This is a genomic window from Mesonia oceanica (genome assembly GCF_902499555.1).
In the GTDB taxonomy this organism is placed as follows: Bacteria; Bacteroidota; Bacteroidia; order Flavobacteriales; family Flavobacteriaceae; genus Mesonia; species Mesonia oceanica.
In genome coordinates this window covers 126,623-146,442 of the sequence record NZ_CABVMM010000002.1, presented here as the reverse complement: position 1 = coordinate 146,442, position 19,820 = coordinate 126,623, and the positions used below count along the sequence as shown (strand labels likewise).

Here is a 19,820-nt window from a genome sequence, read left to right as displayed (position 1 = left end):
TTTGCTTAAATTCATTAAATCTTTATACCTAAGCCAACGCTTTTTTTATGCCCTTTTCGGGATTTCTTTCCTATTCCTGGTTTCCTATTGGGCAAACTCCATTTACCCATTTATATGGTTAATTGTATTGAGTTTTTTGGTATGGGTTTTAGTTGAAATGATTGCGCTTTATAAAAATTCAGGATTACAAGCAGATAGAATTTTACCTGAAAAATTTTCAAATAGTGATGAAAATGAAGTCTTTCTCATCTTAGAAAATCACTATAACTTTAATGTTGAATTAGAAGTGATTGATGAAATTCCCATTCAGTTTCAAAAAAGGGATTTCTTAAAAAGAATTACTCTTGCAGCAAATGAGAAATCTAAAACTACCTATTTACTAAAACCGGTAGAACGGGGAGTTTACACCTTTGGAAGTTTAAATTGTTATGCCCTTTTTGGATTAAAATTAATTAAACGTCGGTATAAATTCAATAAAGATCAACAGGTAAAAGTTTATCCTTCATTTATTCAGATGAAGAAATACGATTTTCTTGCACTCGATAACCGTATTACCATGCAAGGCCTTAAAAAAATCAGAAAAATTGGCCATACGATGGAATTTGAGCAAATTAAAGAATATGTAAACGGCGATGATATAAGAACTATTAATTGGAAAGCCACTGCCAAACACGGGGACTTGATGGTCAATCAATATCAGGATGAAAGATCGCAACCCATCTACTCGATTATCGATACGAGCCGTGTGATGAAAATGCCATTTGAAGGATTAAAACTTTTAGATTATGCCATCAATAGTAGTTTGGCTTTTTCTAACATTGCTTTAAAGAAAAACGATAAAGTTGGTTTATTAACTTTCGCTAATAAAATCCAACAATTTCTTCCCCCTAATGGAAAAAAGACACATCTCCAAACTATTTTAGAAACACTTTACAGCATCGATACCCAGTTTCTGGATAGTGATTTTGGATTGTTATACGCTTATGCCAAACGAAAAATCACCCACCGGAGTATGTTGATGCTCTATACCAATTTTGAGCATATTTCAGCACTCAAAAGACAACTTCCTTTTTTAAAAGCTTTAAACAGAAAACATTTGTTGGTGGTTATTTTCTTTAAAAATACAGAACTGGAAGAAGTGATTAGCAAACCGGCTAGCAACATTCACGAAATTGCCGAGCAAACCGTTGCCACACAATTTAAAGATGATAAAGATTTAATGGTTAACGAACTGCAACGCCATGGGATTCAAACGGTATTGACTTCCCCTAAAAACCTTACGGTAAATACCATTAACAAATACTTAGAAGTAAAATCTAAAGGACTTTTATAGAGCTCGTTACATTTCAGAAGATAAATTCTACAGTTGAGTAGTTTATTTTATTAGATGCTGAAGAAAGCCCGTTTCTTTACACTATAAAATTAACAAAAACACTCAATCACATGAAAACTGTACTCATTTGTTTAATGCTAGCTTTAGGAAAAATTATCGTTGCACAAGAAACGGAAACTTCTACGATTACTATTGAAGTAGAAAATATCACTAGCGATCAAGGACATTTAATATTGGGAATTTACACCAAAGACAATTTCCTAAAAACCAAACCAGAATATTCGCAACAAGTAAAAATTAAAGATGGAAAAGCCACCTTGGTTTTTAATGATGTCCCAACAGGAATCTATGGAATTTCTTGTTTCCACGATGCTAATGACAATCAGCAAATGGATTTTCAACCTAACGGAATGCCGAAGGAAGATTATGGACTTTCTAACAATCCTATGCTTTACGGACCGCCAACTTGGGAAGATGCAAAATTTAAATTAGAAGAAGGTGAACAAAAAATAAGTATTCGGCTTTAATAAAATTCATTAAATCAAAAAAGAGAAGTCAGGCCATTGCTTGACTTTTTTATTTTTAGAAAATTTTAATAGATATATCTGATAGTAGTGGTATATTTGCATCATAAAATCTAATAGTATGACCATTACTCAATTGCATTATGTGTTAGCAGTTGCTGAATACCAAAACTTCACGAAAGCAGCACAAAAAGTTTTTGTAACCCAACCTACGCTAAGTATGCAAATACAAAAACTTGAAGAAGAACTTGAAGTTCAGATTTTTGACAGAACCAAAAAACCAATTGAGTTAACTGAAGTAGGTAAAAAAATAGTGACCCAAGCTCGAAATATCGTAAACGAAAGTGATCGTATTCAGGATATTGTACATCAACAAAAAGGCTTTATTGGAGGGGAATTTAAATTAGGGATTATCCCTACCATTATGCCTACTCTATTACCGATGTTTTTAACCAATTTCATTAAAAAATATCCCAAAGTAAAACTTAAAATTGAAGAGTTAAATACCGAAGCAATTATTGAACGCTTACAAGACGGTCATCTAGATGCAGCTATCGCTGCTACTCCTTTAGAACAAGAAAACATTAAAGAAAAGCCTTTATATTATGAACCTTTTGTGGCCTATACGCCACCGGGACATAGACTTTCTAAAAAAGATAAGATTAAGCCGGAAGAGTTAGAAGTAGATGATATCTTATTATTAGAAGACGGTCATTGTTTTAAGGAAGGCATTTTAAATATTTGTAAATCCCATCAAAATACCGAAAAAAGCAGTTTTCATCTAGAAAGTGGAAGTTTTGAAACCTTAATAAAACTTTCTAACGAAGGTTTAGGGATGACGCTTCTTCCCTATTTACATACCTTGGACTTATCTGAAAAAGAAAATAAAAACTTAAGAATGTTCGAAGAACCTTCTCCTGCTCGGGAAGTAAGCCTTATCTATCATAAAAGTGAACTTAAAATGCAAATTATAGAAGCTTTACAAGAGATCATTTCAGGGGTAGTAAGAGGAGCGGTGACTTTTCAGAATATTAAGATTATAAGTCCGTTGCAAAAAAAATAAAGTCTATACTTAACCATCTTGAAAATAAAAAAGCTGCTCAAAATTTGAGCAGCTTTTTATTTGGGTTATTTTAAATAAGTTAGACTTGAAATTAAATGAGGGTTTTGTTTAGAAAGGAATACAATAAAATTTCTTAACTCTTCTAATTCGTAAGGAAGTAAACGATCAATTGCTTTTTTTACTTCTTTACAAAATAATGCCGCATCGAAACTTACTTTAGTTAAGATTTCCTTAGTGTATTCAAACATCGCTCTTGCCATAAATTTGAATAGTTTAAAGTTAATTAAGTAAAGTTGGCTATAAGCACTAATTTTAAAATTCGTTCTAATTTACATAAAAAATAAATATCATACAATACCAAAGCCTTTATTTTATAAATTGATAATTTATAAAGTCAATTTGAACAATAATTTATCATATCTATAAAATCACCCTTTCTTTTTTACGGTCCATTTAAAATTAAATTCAGCAACCTTCACTCCTTCCCCATTATGTCCAACAGACTTCATCCAACAAGTTTGTCCTTCTCCTGTTTGAATAGCCTCAGTTATTTTTTTCTGAATAAGCTTTCCATCTTCACATCTAAAAGTAATTTTCCCGGTCGCCTTTTTAAAAAACTCGGCATTATTTTCTGCCACCAACATAGAGATGTTAGCATTAGAATTTTGAATAGCCTGCATCACTAAAGCCCCGGTACTTAATTCGGCAGCCATCGCTTGTACCGCAAAATACATCGAATTAAAAGGATTTTGATTAATCCATCGATGCCTTACGGTAACCTTAGCTGCTTGTTCCGAAATTTCTTTCAACCTTACTCCACAAAACCAAGCAGCCGGAAGTTTCATCATCGTAAAGAGATTTATTTTTTTAGGAGTAAGTTTCATTTTTCGTTAACATTTAAAATTTTAATTAAAATAGAAAATATTTTTCATATAAACAGAAAACCTTTATTAAATAAGACTTTCAAGCATTTTTTAACTTCAATTTTAAGAAAAACAGAACTTACTAAATGTTAATTTTAGTACTTTGTATTGCATAATACCTTTTTTTAGATATATATTTGCATAAGAAATTATTGTACTATGCAATCTATCAATCAAAAAACAATCAGTTCAATTGCTCATTTAGGAGCTTTTAGTAAGTATTTTTTTCCATTCGGAAATTTTTTAGTACCTATCTTTATTTGGGTACTTCATAAAAAATATCCGTTTGTGAGTGCACACGCCAAACAATCATTAAACTTTCAAATTAGCTTATTCTTATACACTTCCATTCTTGCCACTATCGCAATAATGGGATTAGTGGTATTGGGAATTAATTTTGGAACGTTGGATGAGTTTTATTTTTCTACCGGTAATGACTTTGTGATTAGCAATCAATCTCCCCTATTTGCGATGCCGTTTATTGTGTTTTTAGGAATCGTTTTAATTCTTGCTATAGGCATTTTTGCCTTAGAAGTTTTATGCGTCATCAATGCAGCAATGAAGGCCGGTGAAGGGAAAACTTATCAATACCCGCTAACTATTCCGTTTTTAAAATTAGAAGAAGCAGAAAAAGAAGATTTACCAGAAACCAATATTAACAACCAAACTATTTAACTATGAATTTTTTATTAGCCTTTTTAATTATTAGCCTCACCTCTTTTTCAAACAAGCAAGTACAAGAAGAACAGGTGGAAATTATGTTTGTCGGGTTTGATCATCTTAGCCAAATGGACAACGGAGCGGAAAGTTCCAATATTTTTAGTAAGAAAAAACAAAAAGAGATTCAACAACTGACAAAGAAGCTAGAAGCATTTCAACCAGACATGCTTATGGTTGAATTAGAACCACAAGAACAAAAATCAATCGATAGTCTTTTTAATCTATACAAAACAGGTCAACAATCGCTTCAGGATTTTGAAAACGGAGCTGGAGAAACCATGCAAATAGGTTTTAGAATGGCAAAAGATTTACAATTGCCGGGAGTCGTTGGTGTGAATTATTATGATTCTACCTCACAGTCTTTATTAAAAGAGGGAAAAAACATCGAGATTTTTCAAGAAGCATTAAAAAAACTTCAGCAAACCGCTCGTCCATTAAAACAAAAAGTTCAAACAAATGAACTTTCTATTTACGATTATATAAAAACCATGAACCAACCGGAATTTATAGATTTAACTCATCACCTTATTTTTAACCTTCCGGCTTATATTCAACAAGGAAAATTTTCAGAAAAAGGAAATTACAATAAAGAAATCCCTATTAACAATGAATATATTGGAGCTGAATATATTAGCCTATTTTACAATCGAAATTTAAAAATTTACTCCAATATTTTAAACAAACAATTGGAAACCGGAAATAAAAAATTATTAGTGATTATTGGTCAAGCGCATGTGGGCGTTTTACAGGATTTAGTAGAAGAAAACCCAACTTATAAAATCACTTCTGTTGTAGACTATTTATAACTAATAATACATCATTCATCATCATCATTCAATCAAAATCATCCATCAAAAAATGAACAGTTTAACGCATATAAAACAAATGCCTTATGAAGATTGAAAACACCAAAGCGCAAATGCGTAAAGGCGTTTTAGAGTACTGTATCCTTTCGATCTTAGAAGAGAAAGATGCTTATGTGGCAGAGATCTTAGATACACTAAAAGACGCAAAATTACTGGTGGTAGAAGGTACCATTTACCCACTACTTACCCGACTTAAGAACGCTGGATTATTGACTTATCGCTGGGAAGAATCTACCAGCGGACCTCCAAGAAAATACTACGGCCTTACCGATACCGGTAAACATTTTTTAACTGAATTAACCGGTACTTGGAATAATTTACAAAATGCAGTATCTATTGTAACAAAGACTAAAAATCAATCAAATGAACAAGACAGTTAATATAAATCTAGCAGGCATATTTTTTCATATAGATGAAGATGCTTTCTTTAAATTAAAAAGCTATCTAGATGCCATAAAAAATTCTTTTACCGACGCTCAGGGAAGGGATGAAATCGTTCACGATATTGAAGCCAGAATTGCTGAATTGTTTTCAGAAAAAATGAAAATAGATCGTCAAGTAATCAGCTTACGCCAAGTAGAAGAAGTGATCGAAATCATGGGGCAACCTGAAGATTACAAGGTAGATGACGATATTTTTGAAGATGAAGAACCTAAATCCTATGCACATTCTTCTCAAGCTTCCCAAAAAAGCGAAAAAAGAAGCAAGAAGCTTTACCGCGATCCTGATAATTCCTATATCGCCGGAGTTAGTGCCGGGTTAGGACATTATTTTAGTATAGATCCAGTTTGGGTGAGAATTCTCTTCATTATCACCACTATTATTACTAGCGGAACTTTCTTATTGGTTTATCTCATCTTTTGGATTGTGATGCCAGAAGCTAAAACCACTGCAGAAAAATTGGAAATGCGTGGCGAACCCATTAACATTAGTAACATAGAAAAGAAAGTAAGGGAAGGTTTTGACAATGTTGCCAGTAAAGTAAAAGACGTAGACTATGAAAAATATGGAAAACAGGTCAATAGCAGTGCCACTAACTTCTTTAAGAGTATCGGGAATATTCTTGTAGCCATTCTAAGAGTATTTATAAAATTTATAGGCATCCTTATTATCCTTTTATCAGGGATAAGTTTAATTGCCTTGCTATTTAGTTTGCTTAGCTTTGGCACCTTCGGAATTTTTGATGCGCCTTGGATGGATTATGTAGAATTGGCCAATATCGGAATCCCGTTATGGCTAGGAAGCTTGCTTATATTCTTTGTGGCCGGAATCCCTTTCTTTTTCTTATTCATTTTAGGATTAAAAATCTTAGTAGATAATCTAAAATCTATCGGGATGCCGGTAAAACTGGGATTATTAGGACTTTGGCTTATCTCCATTTTTGTGATCTCTTTCCTCGGAATTAGACAAGCCACAGAACGCGCTTTTGAAGGAGAAGTGATTGAAACAAAAACAATCCCCATCGCTTCTACCGATACGCTATTTTTAGCAATGAGAGGTGATAATTTCTATGGAAATGATTTAAATAGAGATGGTGGTATGAAAATTAAATTAAATAGAAACGGAGAAAAAATCCTTTATTCAAGAGATGTGCGTATAGTGGTAAAATCTTCCCGTGATTCTATTGGGAAAATTGAAATCACCAAACAAGCGGAAGGAAAGAGTTATCAAGCAGCCAAAGAAAGAGCTTCTGCTATTGATTATTCTACCCATTTTAGCAATCATACATTAAGCTTAGATGGCTATTTTATTACTCCTACAACAAATATGTTTAGTGATCAAAAAGTGGTAGTTACTGTTTATTTACCACAAGGAACTACCTTGTTGGCAGAAGAAAATATATCTTCCTATCATTACAATAACAGTTATTACGGAGATATTTTACTCGATGGACAAGAAGGACATTTCCTAAGTATTGGATATAAAGAAACTATCTGTAAAACTTGTCCGATAGACGACGATGACTTTGATGCAGATTTTAATGATGACTACGAAGAGAATGATTCTTTTTCACAAGATGAAAATACAACCTATGAAACCGATGATGAATGGTATCAAGAACAGGAAAAAGAAACTATTGAACTTAAAACTGAACAAGATTCAACTCTCGTTAAATAACTTCAACTAACTAAAAAAATAAACTCATGAAATTTAAACTAACTAAAATTGTACTACTTGTGATGCTCTCATCACTAGTAGTTGCCTGCAATTTCGATATCTCTGGAATTAGAGGAAAAGGAGAAGTGATCACAAAAGAAATTCCTTTAAACGATAATTTTACAGAAATTAAAGGAGAAAGTGGATGGAATATTCAACTTGTAAAGTCTTCAGAAAATAAAATAATCTTAAACACCAATGAAAACTTAGTAGAACAATTAGATTATCGTATCAATAATAACAGACTTACCTTAGGAAGCAAAAATAATATTAGCTCAGGTACCCGGGAAATTACACTTTACCATACAGAAAGTTTAGTCTTGGTAAAGTCCAGTAGTGGTTCCCGCATAAAATCTGAAGATATTTTTGAGCAAAAAGAAATCACGGTAGATGCCAGCAGTGGTTCTTCTATTGAACTTAAACTGAAAGTGAGAAAAACTACGGTTGATGCCTCAAGTGGTGCCAAAGTTGAATTAGAAGGAACATCAATTTATTTTGATGGAGAATCAAGCAGCGGTTCTAGCATAAATGCGAAAGAATTAAAGACCAAAGAATGTCTGGTTGACGCCAGTTCTGGCGGAAATATTGATATTTATAACGAAGGCTCAATTAAAGCAGATGTTTCTTCTGGCGGAAATATAGATTACTATGGCAAACCCGAAAAAGTTTCTACAAAAAAAAGTATTTCCGGCGGAAGCATCGATTATAAAAAAGATTAGCAAATCTTTAAGAATTAAATGATTACTTTTATTGATCAAACCAAAAAGTAATTTACAATGAAAGTAGTTAAGTTTTTAATGCTCGCTTTTGCGCTTAGTTTTACCATTATCTCTTGTAGAGAAGAAGAAAAAAAGGGAACAATGGAAGTCGAAGGTGTTGAAGTCGAAGAAGATGCAAACGTAGACGTTAGCGACGACGGTGAAAAAATAGAAATTGAAGACAGCGAGAAAGAAGTAAAAATCAAAAAAGACGAAAACGGAAATATCGAAAAGAAAAAAGTTGAATATAAAAATGATTAACTTTTTTAGTTTTCTTTAAACCAAAAAGCCACTGAAATAATATTCAGTGGCTTTTTTTATACTCAGGATTTAATTATATATACAAACAGGGCTTGTTTAATAAAACAGCCCCGTTTGTTATCTTCTTGATTTTCTATATAAAACTATTGAAGTTTATAATAAAACTGAATATCTCCTGTATTGTATAAACTTCCACTTCCTGTGGCACCATCACAGTATTGAATAACCGATTCCCCTAATTTATCATCTTTATTTGTAAGTGGAATACCTACATTGGCACTTAGATTAATGGGACCTTTTTTAAATGTAAAATTTAGATTGAAAGTTCCCCATTGCCCTGGATCTTCTTCATACCAGAATACTTTTATTTGTTCTCCATGAGTACAATAATCCCAGTTAAAACTCTCCCAGTGGGCAGTTACCCATTTAGTACCTTTACATTTACCTAACCAATTAGCACTTCTTAAACTACTCTTACTAAAAGTACCTGATTTTTTTATTTTAGAAGTTACTACAGTATTGGTTAATGGGTCTAGGTAACCATAAGTAATTACTGCCCGCATTTCTCTTTTCCCTTCAAATAACTCTCCTGTTTTCTTAAATGCTGAACAGCCTGAAAATTTAAATCTATAAATTTCATCTTTTTTATCTATAGAAGTTCTGTCGCAATTAGGCACATTACAATCTGGGTCTTCTGGACAACCATTATTATCTGGACTACCAGCTTCATCTGGGCAATCGTCCTGACTATCAGGAACACCATCACCATCACTATCTGGATCACAATCATTTTGGCACATGCATCTATATAGTTCCGTAAGTTGCTCTACTTGAACAAGAAGATATGGATTTCCATTTATTAAATATTGCTGAAAAAATCCTAAGATCGCTTCATATAAACTATCGCAAGGATCGCCAAATAAAATATTTTGTAAACTAGTTTGATTTATAGTGTCGAGTGTTTCTGTATTAATAAGTACTACTCGTTCATTTTCTTTTATCCCGATTAGTGCAGTATCTTCAGTATATTCTGAAACATACTGCATTTCTCCTTCCATAGTAAAAGCCATATAAGCTTCTATTTGAGTATCATCACCTTCTGCCGGTAATATTCCTACACTAATAGGAGCTTCATATAACTGTGGTTCTTCAAAGTAAATTTCATCTACATAAACCGTAATATAAGGATCTGCTTTTAAAACTTCTTCTTTAAAGAAATTTTCGGGAAGGTTCATTTCATATTCAATTTCCTGAGAAGATTCCTTAAGCATTTCATGAATAGGTTGCCCATTCACTTGCTCATCTTTAATCATTAAATACAGTACTTCATAATCTCCATTAAACATTTCATGAGCCTTTTCATAAATGAAGTGTTTAAGCTCCGGATTATGTCCAATGGTGACCGCCAAAGTTTTGGCAAAAATAGTTCGTGCTTGCGTTTTAGAAAATTCTGATCCTAAGGCTGAATATACCAGACCTTCATCATCTTGAGAGAAGTTTTGAGACGTTAAATCATTGCTTTGTTGACTATCTTCTGTGATTTCATCTTTGTCACAAGAAATAACACATAGAGACAAGAATAGAAGTACTCCCCATTTTATAAATAATTTTTTCATCATAAATTGTTTAAGTTTTTCTTACTCTTTTAAGGCTTTTCAGATACCGCCTATAAATAAAACATTGATTGTAGCTACTTGATCAAATATTTATTATCAACTAATATCAGATAATACCTTAAATTCAATTAGCGTAGAAATACCTATATTTTAAAAACACGTAGAAGTACCTGTAACTATAATAGCTTGACTTATTATTGAGAAATTAAGAGTTGAATATTTTAAGTATCTTGTTTTAAGAAGCGATACTTAAAGGTATATAATGTCATTGCGAAAATGAAAAAATAAGAAGCAATTGAAATAAGCAAGCAAAAGTCCTCTATTCATACCTATATTCAGAAAAAATAAATACTATAAATGAAGTCCATTATTGAAACACAAAACCTTATTTTAAAACCACTCGTCCCTTCTAGCCTTCATCAATTATTTGAAAATAATGATAAACAAAAAATAGTTTCAGTTTTAGGATGTGATGAAGAAGAATATAAACGTTTTGAATTCATGCATATCAACGGGATGGAGACCTATAATCAGAGTCTTTATTTCTTTCTACTACTTGATAAGGAAACTCAAAAACCTATCGGTGAATGTGGTTACCATACATGGAATACAACCCATCATAGAGCTGAATTATTCTATAAATTGAAAGAAGAAAAATTTAAACGAAAAGGTTTGATGACAGAGGCTTTAAAAGAAGTATTAGCCTTTGGCTTTTCTAAGATGAAGCTTCATCGTATTAGTGCGATGGTTGCCCCTTGGAATAAAGCCTCTATTAAACTTTTAGAAAAATATAACTTCCGCCAGGAAGGCTTATGTAAAGAAGATTATTGGTATCGTGGCAAGTATGAAGATTCTGCTTGTTATGCTTTATTAAAAAAAGAATGGCAAGCAAATCGGTAAGTAATTTTTATATTATTTCATACCATCGGAGAGCTCGTAAAAGCCATGTAAAACACTTTGTATCGAAGTTTTTATTTTGGTAAGATTTTGATACTAATTTTCCATGAAAATTCACTCAATACCCCAAAATGCTTAGGGAAACTTTATTTCGAATTCAGGTGGTAACTTAAGAAGAAGAAAATAAAAAAGCGCTTTAGTTATCACGAGATATGACAACTAAAACGCTTCGTGCAAAAACAAATAAATTACCTTTCTATTTCTTTATCAATTTTATGGTTTTAGAACCATGAGAACTGATAATAGTTGCAAAATAAATTCCTCTTGAAAGTTGATCACCATTCAATTGGATAGAATTGGTGTTATGATAACTTTTCGTGAATATCTTTCTACCATTTACATCATATAATTCTGCTTTTGTTATGAAGCTTTCAGCAGTAATATTCCATAATGCGTTTGATGGATTTGGATAAGTTGTTAACCTTAAGTTTTGGTAAGTGTTTGTTTCAAGTGAAGAGACTTTAGCAAAATATACATTATCCAAATAAATAGTAGATTGGCCTGTAGGATCACTGGAAAATATAATTTGATTAATATCGCTCATATCAGTCATTCCGGCATCCATAAAATCTTGTAAAGGAATATCTAAACTGTTCCATTCATTAAGGTTTAACGTAAAACTGAGTTCTGCTTCCGTATCACCATTCCCTCCTTCATAACCATCTCCTTTAAAATCTACTAATTTTATCCTGAAATCAGTACTATTGGGTGACCAAACATCTAAATGAAAATACATCATTCCTGTAGAACTTGCATCTACCGATGGACTGGTTGTTTCTATCCCATTAAAATCTAGGTTAGCGTATTTCTTTGTAGGGTTGTTTTCGATCATTATTTCTTCATAAGTGGCAGCACTCCAAGTAGTATTCCAAGTATCAACATTTACATTGGTATAAGCATCACTAAACAAAGAAATGACATCTGCAGCATCTAAAGTTGGTGTGGGAGCAGCAAGCATGGGTTCCTCTTCTTCCTCTATTATTTCCTCTTTTCCAAAGTAAACATTGTCTATATAAATAGTTGATTCCCCAGATGGGTCACTCGAAAAGATAAATTGATTAATATCACTAAAATCGGTCATCCCGGCATCCATAAAATCTTGTAAGGGAATAGTTAAACTGTTCCATTCATTAAGGTTTAATGTAAAACTGAGTTCTGCTTCCGTATCACCATTCCCTCCTTCGTAGCCATCTCCTTTAAAATCTACCAGTTTTACTCTAAATGCAGTACTATTTGGAGACCAAACATCTAAATGAAAATAAATCATTTCAGAAGTTGCTGCATCAACAGAAGGACTCGTCATCTCTGTTCCATTAAAACTTAATAGCGTATATTTTTTAGTGGGATTATTGTCGATCATTATTTCTTCATAATTAGCCACACTCCAAGTAGTATTCCAAGTATCAACATTTACATCGGTATAAGCATCGCTAAATAAAGAAATAACATTTTCTTCACTCTCCGTGGGAGTTGGAGCAGCTACCATAGGCGCCGCTTCATTTTGGGATTGCCCAGCAGAAAAGCTAATGTTATCCACATAAACTATGTTATCTTGCGTTCTCCCATCTAAATTAAAATCTGGAAATATCACAATTTGATCTACTCCCGTAGCATTAGGCGATCCTATTCTAGAAGAATAATCTATCGTAATTTCTTCCCATTGATTAGTTACGGTATTGGGTACTTTAATTTCTACATCAGCATCTCCATTAGGTTTTACGAATTTGATTCCTACATCACTAATAACTGATTTCCAAACCATTAAAGTAATAGTGCTATTGGTCTCATCAATAGTAAAGGTACCTATGTCTTCCCCGTGCATAGATTCTGTTCCGGCCCAGGGCTGACCCGCTTGAAGAGCTGTAAACTTCATCACCTTTGAAGAAGTATTTATTCCAGAAGGATCTGGATTATCTATAATTTCAACGGCAGGATTGGTATCATTTTCAAAAACCGTCCAAGTCCAATCGGCTCCGTGTCCTGCATCTTCAAAATCTATCGGGTTTACTTGTGCATTTAGCATTGTCGCTATAAATACACTAAAAATAAGAGTAAATGTTTTTCGCATAAAATTTAGTTTATAGTTTATTGAATATATATTAAAATTAAAAAACCACTAAAAATCAAATTCTCAATTTTTAGCATAAAATTTTAAGTAAATTTCAATAAAAGAAACCTAATATTAACGATTCCTACCACAACAAAACCTCACAAACACCTATACAAAAACACAACAATTAGCTTTATTTTTAACGATTTAGCTATATTTAGCGTAAAAATTAATTAAATAGATAAATAAAACAAAAAATTATTATCATTTCAATATCTATAAACAAACAATAAAAAAGAAAGAAAGCAGAAAATAAAATAATTATGGAATAAGATAATCACAAAGAAAAAAAGCGAGCTTTTCGGCTCGCTTTTTTTAGATTATTTTGTTTTTTTAGGATAATCTGTATAACCTTTTTTACCCGGTACATAAAAAGTGTCTTCATCCCAATCACTGAGTTCTACCCCTTGCGCAAAACGCTCTACTAAATCAGGATTGGAAATATATAGTTTTCCATAGGCCACCAAATCTGCATTTCCTTCTTCAATTACTTTGTTCCCTTTTTCTTGATCGAAACCGGCGTTAATCATTAAGGTTCCTTTGTAAATAGGTCGGTAATGTTCCGCTATGTTTTCTACTGCATAAGGAATATCAGAGACGTCATTAAACGGTTCAGACAAGTGAACGTAGGCCAAATCGTAATCATTCAATTTACTAACGATATAATCAAAAGTAGGAATGGTTTCTTCGTCCATCGTCATTCCGAAAACCCCATTTAAAGATGGGTTTAAACGAAGACCTATTTTGTTTTCAGGAATCACTTGTTTTACTTCTTCCAACACATCAAAAAGAAAACGGGCACGTTTCTCGATACTTCCTCCATATTCATCTTCGCGTTTATTAGAAGTAGCATTAAAAAACTGATGAAATAAATACCCATTGGAAGAATGGATTTCAACTCCATCAAATCCGGCTTTTACCGCATTTTCAGCTGCCTTTTTAAAATCCTGAATGGTTCTTTTGATATCTTCCAAACTCATTTCCTGTGGAGTGACGGTATCTTTAAAACCTTCCGGAGTAAATGATTTAGAATTTGGATTAATCGCTGAAGGAGCTAAGGGTTTTTTACCATTATGGAAATCGGGATGCGACATTCTTCCTACGTGCCAAAGCTGAATAAAAATTCTGCCACCTTCTTGATGCACGATGTCAGTCACTTTTTTCCAGCCTTCTACTTGTGCTTCCGTATGGAACCCAGGGGTATGAATATAACCTACGGCTTCTTCAGAAACTTGAGAACCTTCAGAAATAATTAATCCTGCAGAAGCTCTTTGTTTATAATACTCACCTTGTAAATCTACTGTAGGCACGTTTCCTTCATTATCTGCCCTACTACGTGTCATCGGTGCCATCACTACACGGTTGGGAAGTTCTAATCCGTTTAAATTATATGATTTTAATAAAGCTTGATCTTTACTCATAATTCTAGTTATTTAATTTTTATTCAAAATTAACCACTAGATTTTTATTGAAGAATGATTTACGTTAGCTAAGTGCGTTAAAAAATGTTAAGCTACATCAAATCTTTCCTAATTCTACTTAAGCTTTCCGGTTGTAATCCCAAGTAATTTGCAATATGATAATTAGGCAATCTTTTTTCTACTGCAGGATAGAGTTCACAAAACTCTAAATAACGCTCTTTAGCATTTTTTTGAAGGGAAGAAAGAATACGTGTCCTTAACGATACAAAAGCATTGGTAGTTTTGATCCTAAAAAAGCGTTCAAATTTAGGAATGCGTTCGTACAACGTATTTAATAAATTTTTATTGATCCCTAACAGCTCACAATCTTCTACAGCTTCAATATAAAGTTTAGCGGGAACAGCATTAAAAAAAGCTTCAAAATCACTGATCCACCAATCTTCAACGGCAAACTGTAAGGTGTGTTTATTTCCATCATCATCCAAAAAATAAGCGATTAAGCATCCTTTCACTACATAAAATTCTTCCGTGACTTGATCACCGGGTTCAATTAAATAGGATTTTGCTTTCAGCTTTTTTTCTGAAAGTATGCTCTTAAATTCTTCTGCTTCTTGGTCAGATAAATCAATAACCTTACGTATATGTTGAATAATTTCAATAGACATCACAAAGTTTTTTCTGTTAAGTGTTTTCCTCTAAATCTTCTTCTATATTCAGTTTTCTTAATTTCGGCAACAAAGCACCGGTGGTAAGCACGGTAATTAAGGTCATACTGCCACCAAAAACGACAGCCGCGGCGGTTCCCATTAATTTGGCGGTAATTCCGCTTTCAAAAGCGCCCAGCTCATTAGAAGAACCTACAAACATCGAATTTACCGAAGCTACCCTACCCCGCATATGGTCCGGCGTTTTTAGCTGTAAAATGGTTTGCCTAATAATCATGGAAATCCCATCGGTTATCCCACTAGCAAACAAGGCCAATACCGATAACCAAAAGATAGTGGAAAGTCCAAACACTATCATACAAACCCCAAAACCAAATACGGCAGCCAACAATTTTAGTCCTGCTTTTTTATGCAGCGGAAAATAGGCTGAAGTAAACATCATCAATAATGCGCCCACGGCCGGAGCAGCTCTTAAAATGCCAAAACCTTCTGCCCCTACGTTTAAAATATCTTGCGCAAAAACCGGTAAAAGCGCTACGGCACCTCCAAAAAGTACGGCAATCATATCTAAGGTAAGCGCCCCTAAAATGACTTTGGTTTGAAAAACAAACTTTACCCCTTCCCGTAAACTTTTAAATACATTTTCACCTAATTTAGGATTTAAAATAGGTTTGGTGGCAATTTGGGATAAACTGATGAGCGCCACGAGCGAAAAGCCAAAAATTAAACACATCGACCAATGAACTCCTATCCATTTAATCGAAAATCCTGCTAATGCCGGTCCCAATACCGCCCCCATTTGCCATACCGAACTGCTCCACGTCGCCGCATTGGGATACACTTTTTTAGGAACAATTAGGGCAAAGAGTGAAAAAATGGTAGGTCCCATAAAAGCCCTGACAATCCCTCCCAAGAAAACGAAAAAATAAATACTATATAAAATGGTATGCGTAGCGAGACTATCAGTAAAAACAGGCCAAGTCAATAAAAATAAGCCAATACTAATTACTGAAAACCCAAAAAGGCATTGAAACAATAAGTTACGTTTTTCTTTTTGATCTACCACGTGCCCGGCAAATAAGGCTAGGGAAACCGCAGGAATTACTTCCATTAAGCCAATTAATCCTAAGGATAGCGGATCTTTAGTCAAACTGTACACCTCCCACTCGATGACCACAAATTGCATGGACCAAGCAAATACCATGGCAAAACGAAGCAAAAGGAATATATTGAATTCCCGATAGCGAAGCGCTGCGTAAGGATCTTTTTTTGCCAAGGGAATTAATTAAGCTGAAGGTATTGGTGAACCATTAACCAGTTTTTTAAAGCTTCGGGCCATTGCGTGTGCGTTCCTTCCCTACCCAATCCAAAACCGTGTCCGCCGTCTTGGTACACATGCATTTCAGTACTTACACCGTGGTCTTTTAATGCTAAGTAATAGTTTATACTATTTTCTACCGGCACCGCCGTATCATTGGTCGCATGTACCAAAAATGTAATCGGGGTTTCTTCCGTGACTTGGGTTTCATTAGAATAATTTTCTACCAATTCTGCAGCAGCATTTTCGCCCAATAAACTAATTTTAGAACCTTGATGCGTTATCCCGTCTTCCATAGAAATCACCGGATAAATTAAGATAGAAAAATTGGGCCTAGCCGAAGTATCATCAGCTACGGGATAAGTTCTTTGGGCATCATGCGTAGATAAAGTCGAAGCTAAATGTCCGCCGGCAGAAAAACCGATCACGCCTATTTTTTCTGGATTCAGGTTATATTTTTCAGTATTTCTTCTTACCAAGCGCATAGCTCGTTGGGCATCTTGTAACGGACCAACCGTCTTATTCGTCATACTTTTATCGGAAGGCATTCTGTATTTTAAAACAAAAGCATGAATTCCCTGTTGATTGAACCATTCCGCTATTTGATAACCTTCTTTTTCCATCGCTAAATGCGTATAGCCACCTCCCGGTAAAATGATCACTCCAGTTTGTGTGGGATTTTCTTTTGCTAAAAAAACTTCTAAAGTGGGATGAGTCACCTTACTTGTACTGTTTAACCTTCCATTTTTCAACTTGGGTTGTTCCGCATAGCCTTCCGTTGCTATAGCTCCCGGCGCATTTCCGTTCCAAATTTCAATGGTTTGCTGCTGAGCATAGCATATGGAAGAAAAAATAACAAGGAATAAAAAGAGTACATTTTTCATAATAAGCGATAGTTGTTCTACAAACTTACCGGTTTTTTACATGATATGAAACAGGAAAAATTTGATTTAATTTTATCTATCACTTCAATTCATTTTGGTAGAGCGATAAAAAAGATAAAACTGTATCAAAAAGTAGGTGGGGAAGCAGGAAATTAGATGCTAGAACTCAGCCTTCAATTTCGATTTCAATTTCAACTTCAACTTCAACTTCAATTTCGGCTTCAACTTCGACTTCAACTTCTCAGTAACCTCCCTTTTATTAAAATCCTGAAAAAATGATGTTAAACGCCGTTAAATCCTCTGTGGCTGAACTCTTATTTCCTTAACTTGAAAATAAAAACGCTATGAAAAAAGAAAGCAATAAAGAAGAAAAGTATAATTCTGAAATCTCTGATCAAGAAAAAGAGATGTTGAATCAGGAAAATATTCATAAGGATGGCGATGATGACCAAAACTTAATTAATCGGGAAAGAAAACCTGATTTTAGTGGAAATGATTTAGACATTCCTGAACCGACCGACGTACCTCACCGACAGAACAAAAAAATACCAGATGAGGAAAATCACCTGTACAGTCAAGGAGGAAATAATAATCATCTAGAAGAAGATCATAGTGAAAAATAAGATTTTTTGAATTGTGTATATTTAAAAAGTGTTGCTCCGGCTGCACTTTTTATTTAAATAAAATTAGCTCCTAAAAAATTATATTCTATTTTGTATTTTCGGAATTTTTTTTAGTTTGCCACTATGTCTAAAATTAAAGTGATGCTCATTACTGAAGGTACTTATCCGTTTAATGGCGGTGGGGTTTCAACATGGGCACATACTTTATGCAATCGTGTAAACAATGTCGATTTTACACTTTATGCGATCAATGCTTTTTTTGAAGAAAAACCTAAGTATGAACTTAGCAATAATGTAGAAAAGGTTATACAAGTACCACTTTGGACGCCCGATGAACCTTACGATTACGTAAGTTATGGAGAAGAATACTACAAGACTGTTGGTAAAAAAGAATGGACTACCGATCAATGTGTGGAAGAAAAGTTTTTGCCCCTCTTTGAGCGATTACTCACTTTCGTATACAATGAAGATCAAGACATGAGATTGTTAGATCTTCTCTTTCGAGAGCTTTGGCTCTACTTTGAAGATTATGATTATAAAGAAACCATGCGTAGCGCTCACGTTTGGAATGCGTATGTAAAAATTGTTTCTAGCCATATAGTAAAAAAGAACAATCCTTCTGCAGCCTTGATGGATATAACGGTAGGTATGCGTTGGATTTATAGGTTTTTAATTCCGCTAGCGATTGTTGATTTGCCAAAAGTCGATATCTCTCATTTAACCCTAAGTGGTTTTCCATTAATTCCGGCGCTCATCGCAAATTATAAGTACGGTACGCCCATTATGCTTACTGAACATGGGGTCTTTATTAGGGAGCGTTTATTGGCTATTAATAATTCTGAATACCCTTTCTTTTTAAAGAATATGCTCATCAAGTTTTCAGAAACTATCGCAAGCTTGGTTTATTATAAATCTGAAGCGATTATCTCTGTAAACATTTTTAATAAAAAATGGGAAGTTTTATATGGTGCCAATCCCAATAAGATTAAAGTAATTTATAACGGAATTGACCATACGTTATTTATACCAAGAGAAAAACCTTCAGCTTTAAATCACGTGCCTACCGTCGTAGCAGCAGCCAGAATATTTGAGTTAAAAGATATTTTAACGATGATTAAAGCTTGTGCCGTAACCGTTAAAAAAATACCAGAGGTAAAGTTTCTTATTTATGGTGATGATCAAGCAGTTCCCGAGTATACGAAAGAATGCTTAGATTTAATTGAAGAATTAAAATTAAAGGAAAATTTCAAATTAATGGGAACAAGAAGTGATTCTCATCTTATTTTTCCAGAAGGAGATCTTTCTATTTTAACATCCATATCTGAAGGTTTTCCGTATACGGTTATAGAATCGATGAGTTGTGGGGTTCCTGTAGTCGCTACCGATGTGGGTGGCGTTAACGAAGCTTTAGATGAAAACTCTGGTTTTGTATGTAAACCTAAAGACTATGAAGAAATTGGCAAACGTGTGATAGAACTTTTACAAAATGAAGAATTACGCTTTAAAATGGGAGCACATGCAAGAAAACGAGTAGTTGAAAATTTTACCCTTAAAAATTTTATAGAACAATACGAGGAAGTATACCATCAAGTTAACCAAACCAACACTAGCGATAGGTAAT

Annotated in this window: 20 protein-coding genes; 12 read left to right on the top strand and 8 right to left on the bottom strand. The window is 33.7% G+C overall.

Going from position 1 to position 19,820, the window contains the following annotated elements; translation table 11 throughout:
* Position 1: 1 nt before the first annotated feature.
* The 3 genes from FVB9532_RS02580 (at position 2) to FVB9532_RS02570 (ending at position 2,920) form a co-directional block, all read left to right on the top strand.
* A complete protein-coding gene (locus tag FVB9532_RS02580) occupies positions 2-1,333 on the top strand; it encodes a DUF58 domain-containing protein (protein WP_150543657.1) in 1,332 nt (443 codons plus the stop codon).
* A 110-nt stretch (positions 1,334-1,443) separates the two neighbouring features.
* On the top strand, positions 1,444-1,860 hold the full coding sequence (locus FVB9532_RS02575; RefSeq protein WP_150543656.1) for a DUF2141 domain-containing protein: 417 nt from the start codon (positions 1,444-1,446) through the stop codon (positions 1,858-1,860).
* A gap of 118 nt (positions 1,861-1,978) precedes the next feature.
* Positions 1,979-2,920 carry a hydrogen peroxide-inducible genes activator gene (locus FVB9532_RS02570; RefSeq protein ID WP_150543655.1) on the top strand — a complete coding sequence of 314 codons (942 nt, stop codon included), beginning with the start codon at positions 1,979-1,981 and terminating at the stop codon, positions 2,918-2,920.
* A 65-nt stretch (positions 2,921-2,985) separates the two neighbouring features.
* Here FVB9532_RS02570 and FVB9532_RS02565 read toward each other — a convergent pair whose 3' ends face one another.
* On the bottom strand, positions 2,986-3,180 hold the full coding sequence (locus tag FVB9532_RS02565; protein WP_150543654.1) for a hypothetical protein: 195 nt from the start codon (positions 3,178-3,180) through the stop codon (positions 2,986-2,988).
* Positions 3,181-3,348: 168 nt separating this feature from the next.
* Positions 3,349-3,804, bottom strand: a complete 456-nt coding sequence (locus FVB9532_RS02560) for a DUF4442 domain-containing protein (RefSeq protein ID WP_150543653.1) — start codon at positions 3,802-3,804, stop codon at positions 3,349-3,351.
* Positions 3,805-4,002: 198 nt separating this feature from the next.
* Here FVB9532_RS02560 and FVB9532_RS02555 point away from each other — a divergent pair, with 198 nt between their 5' ends.
* The 6 genes from FVB9532_RS02555 to FVB9532_RS02530 all read left to right on the top strand — a co-directional run bounded on the left by FVB9532_RS02555 (position 4,003) and on the right by FVB9532_RS02530 (position 8,605).
* Positions 4,003-4,518 (top strand): DUF4870 domain-containing protein, encoded by a 516-nt coding sequence (locus tag FVB9532_RS02555; protein ID WP_150543652.1) that lies wholly within the window; start codon positions 4,003-4,005, stop codon positions 4,516-4,518.
* A 2-nt stretch (positions 4,519-4,520) separates the two neighbouring features.
* Complete coding sequence (locus tag FVB9532_RS02550; RefSeq protein WP_150543651.1) at positions 4,521-5,369, top strand: DUF5694 domain-containing protein; 849 nt, start codon at positions 4,521-4,523, stop codon at positions 5,367-5,369.
* Positions 5,370-5,455: 86 nt separating this feature from the next.
* Positions 5,456-5,809: a PadR family transcriptional regulator gene (locus tag FVB9532_RS02545; RefSeq protein ID WP_150543650.1), complete on the top strand. Its 354-nt coding sequence runs from the start codon at positions 5,456-5,458 to the stop codon at positions 5,807-5,809.
* Complete coding sequence (locus tag FVB9532_RS02540) at positions 5,793-7,547, top strand: PspC domain-containing protein (protein WP_150543649.1); 1,755 nt, start codon at positions 5,793-5,795, stop codon at positions 7,545-7,547. Before FVB9532_RS02545 ends, FVB9532_RS02540 begins: the two co-directional genes overlap by 17 nt.
* Before the next feature lie 26 nt (positions 7,548-7,573).
* Positions 7,574-8,305 carry a head GIN domain-containing protein gene (locus tag FVB9532_RS02535; protein ID WP_150543648.1) on the top strand — a complete coding sequence of 244 codons (732 nt, stop codon included), beginning with the start codon at positions 7,574-7,576 and terminating at the stop codon, positions 8,303-8,305.
* Between the two features lie 57 nt (positions 8,306-8,362).
* Positions 8,363-8,605 (top strand): hypothetical protein, encoded by a 243-nt coding sequence (locus FVB9532_RS02530; protein WP_150543647.1) that lies wholly within the window; start codon positions 8,363-8,365, stop codon positions 8,603-8,605.
* Between the two features lie 143 nt (positions 8,606-8,748).
* Here FVB9532_RS02530 and FVB9532_RS02525 read toward each other — a convergent pair whose 3' ends face one another.
* Complete coding sequence (locus FVB9532_RS02525; protein WP_150543646.1) at positions 8,749-10,221, bottom strand: thrombospondin type 3 repeat-containing protein; 1,473 nt, start codon at positions 10,219-10,221, stop codon at positions 8,749-8,751.
* 357 nt (positions 10,222-10,578) lie between these two features.
* Here FVB9532_RS02525 and FVB9532_RS02520 point away from each other — a divergent pair, with 357 nt between their 5' ends.
* Positions 10,579-11,121, top strand: a complete 543-nt coding sequence (locus FVB9532_RS02520; RefSeq protein WP_150543645.1) for a GNAT family N-acetyltransferase — start codon at positions 10,579-10,581, stop codon at positions 11,119-11,121.
* Between the two features lie 253 nt (positions 11,122-11,374).
* Here FVB9532_RS02520 and FVB9532_RS02515 read toward each other — a convergent pair whose 3' ends face one another.
* The 5 genes from FVB9532_RS02515 to FVB9532_RS02495 form a co-directional block, all read right to left on the bottom strand.
* Positions 11,375-13,246, bottom strand: a complete 1,872-nt coding sequence (locus tag FVB9532_RS02515; protein ID WP_150543644.1) for a T9SS type A sorting domain-containing protein — start codon at positions 13,244-13,246, stop codon at positions 11,375-11,377.
* A 362-nt stretch (positions 13,247-13,608) separates the two neighbouring features.
* Positions 13,609-14,709, bottom strand: coding sequence for an alkene reductase (locus FVB9532_RS02510; protein ID WP_150543643.1), 1,101 nt, complete (start codon positions 14,707-14,709; stop codon positions 13,609-13,611).
* A gap of 92 nt (positions 14,710-14,801) precedes the next feature.
* Positions 14,802-15,374, bottom strand: a complete 573-nt coding sequence (locus FVB9532_RS02505) for a Crp/Fnr family transcriptional regulator (protein WP_150543642.1) — start codon at positions 15,372-15,374, stop codon at positions 14,802-14,804.
* A gap of 16 nt (positions 15,375-15,390) precedes the next feature.
* Positions 15,391-16,650: an MFS transporter gene (locus tag FVB9532_RS02500; RefSeq protein WP_150543641.1), complete on the bottom strand. Its 1,260-nt coding sequence runs from the start codon at positions 16,648-16,650 to the stop codon at positions 15,391-15,393.
* A gap of 5 nt (positions 16,651-16,655) precedes the next feature.
* Positions 16,656-17,576, bottom strand: coding sequence for an alpha/beta hydrolase (locus FVB9532_RS02495; RefSeq protein WP_150543640.1), 921 nt, complete (start codon positions 17,574-17,576; stop codon positions 16,656-16,658).
* A 344-nt stretch (positions 17,577-17,920) separates the two neighbouring features.
* Between FVB9532_RS02495 and FVB9532_RS02490 the strand changes: the two genes are divergently transcribed.
* Entirely contained in the window at positions 17,921-18,199 is a 279-nt protein-coding gene (locus FVB9532_RS02490; RefSeq protein ID WP_150543639.1) for a hypothetical protein, read from the top strand.
* A gap of 123 nt (positions 18,200-18,322) precedes the next feature.
* A complete protein-coding gene (gene pelF, locus FVB9532_RS02485; protein ID WP_150543638.1) occupies positions 18,323-19,819 on the top strand; it encodes a GT4 family glycosyltransferase PelF in 1,497 nt (498 codons plus the stop codon).
* Position 19,820: the final 1 nt, after the last annotated feature.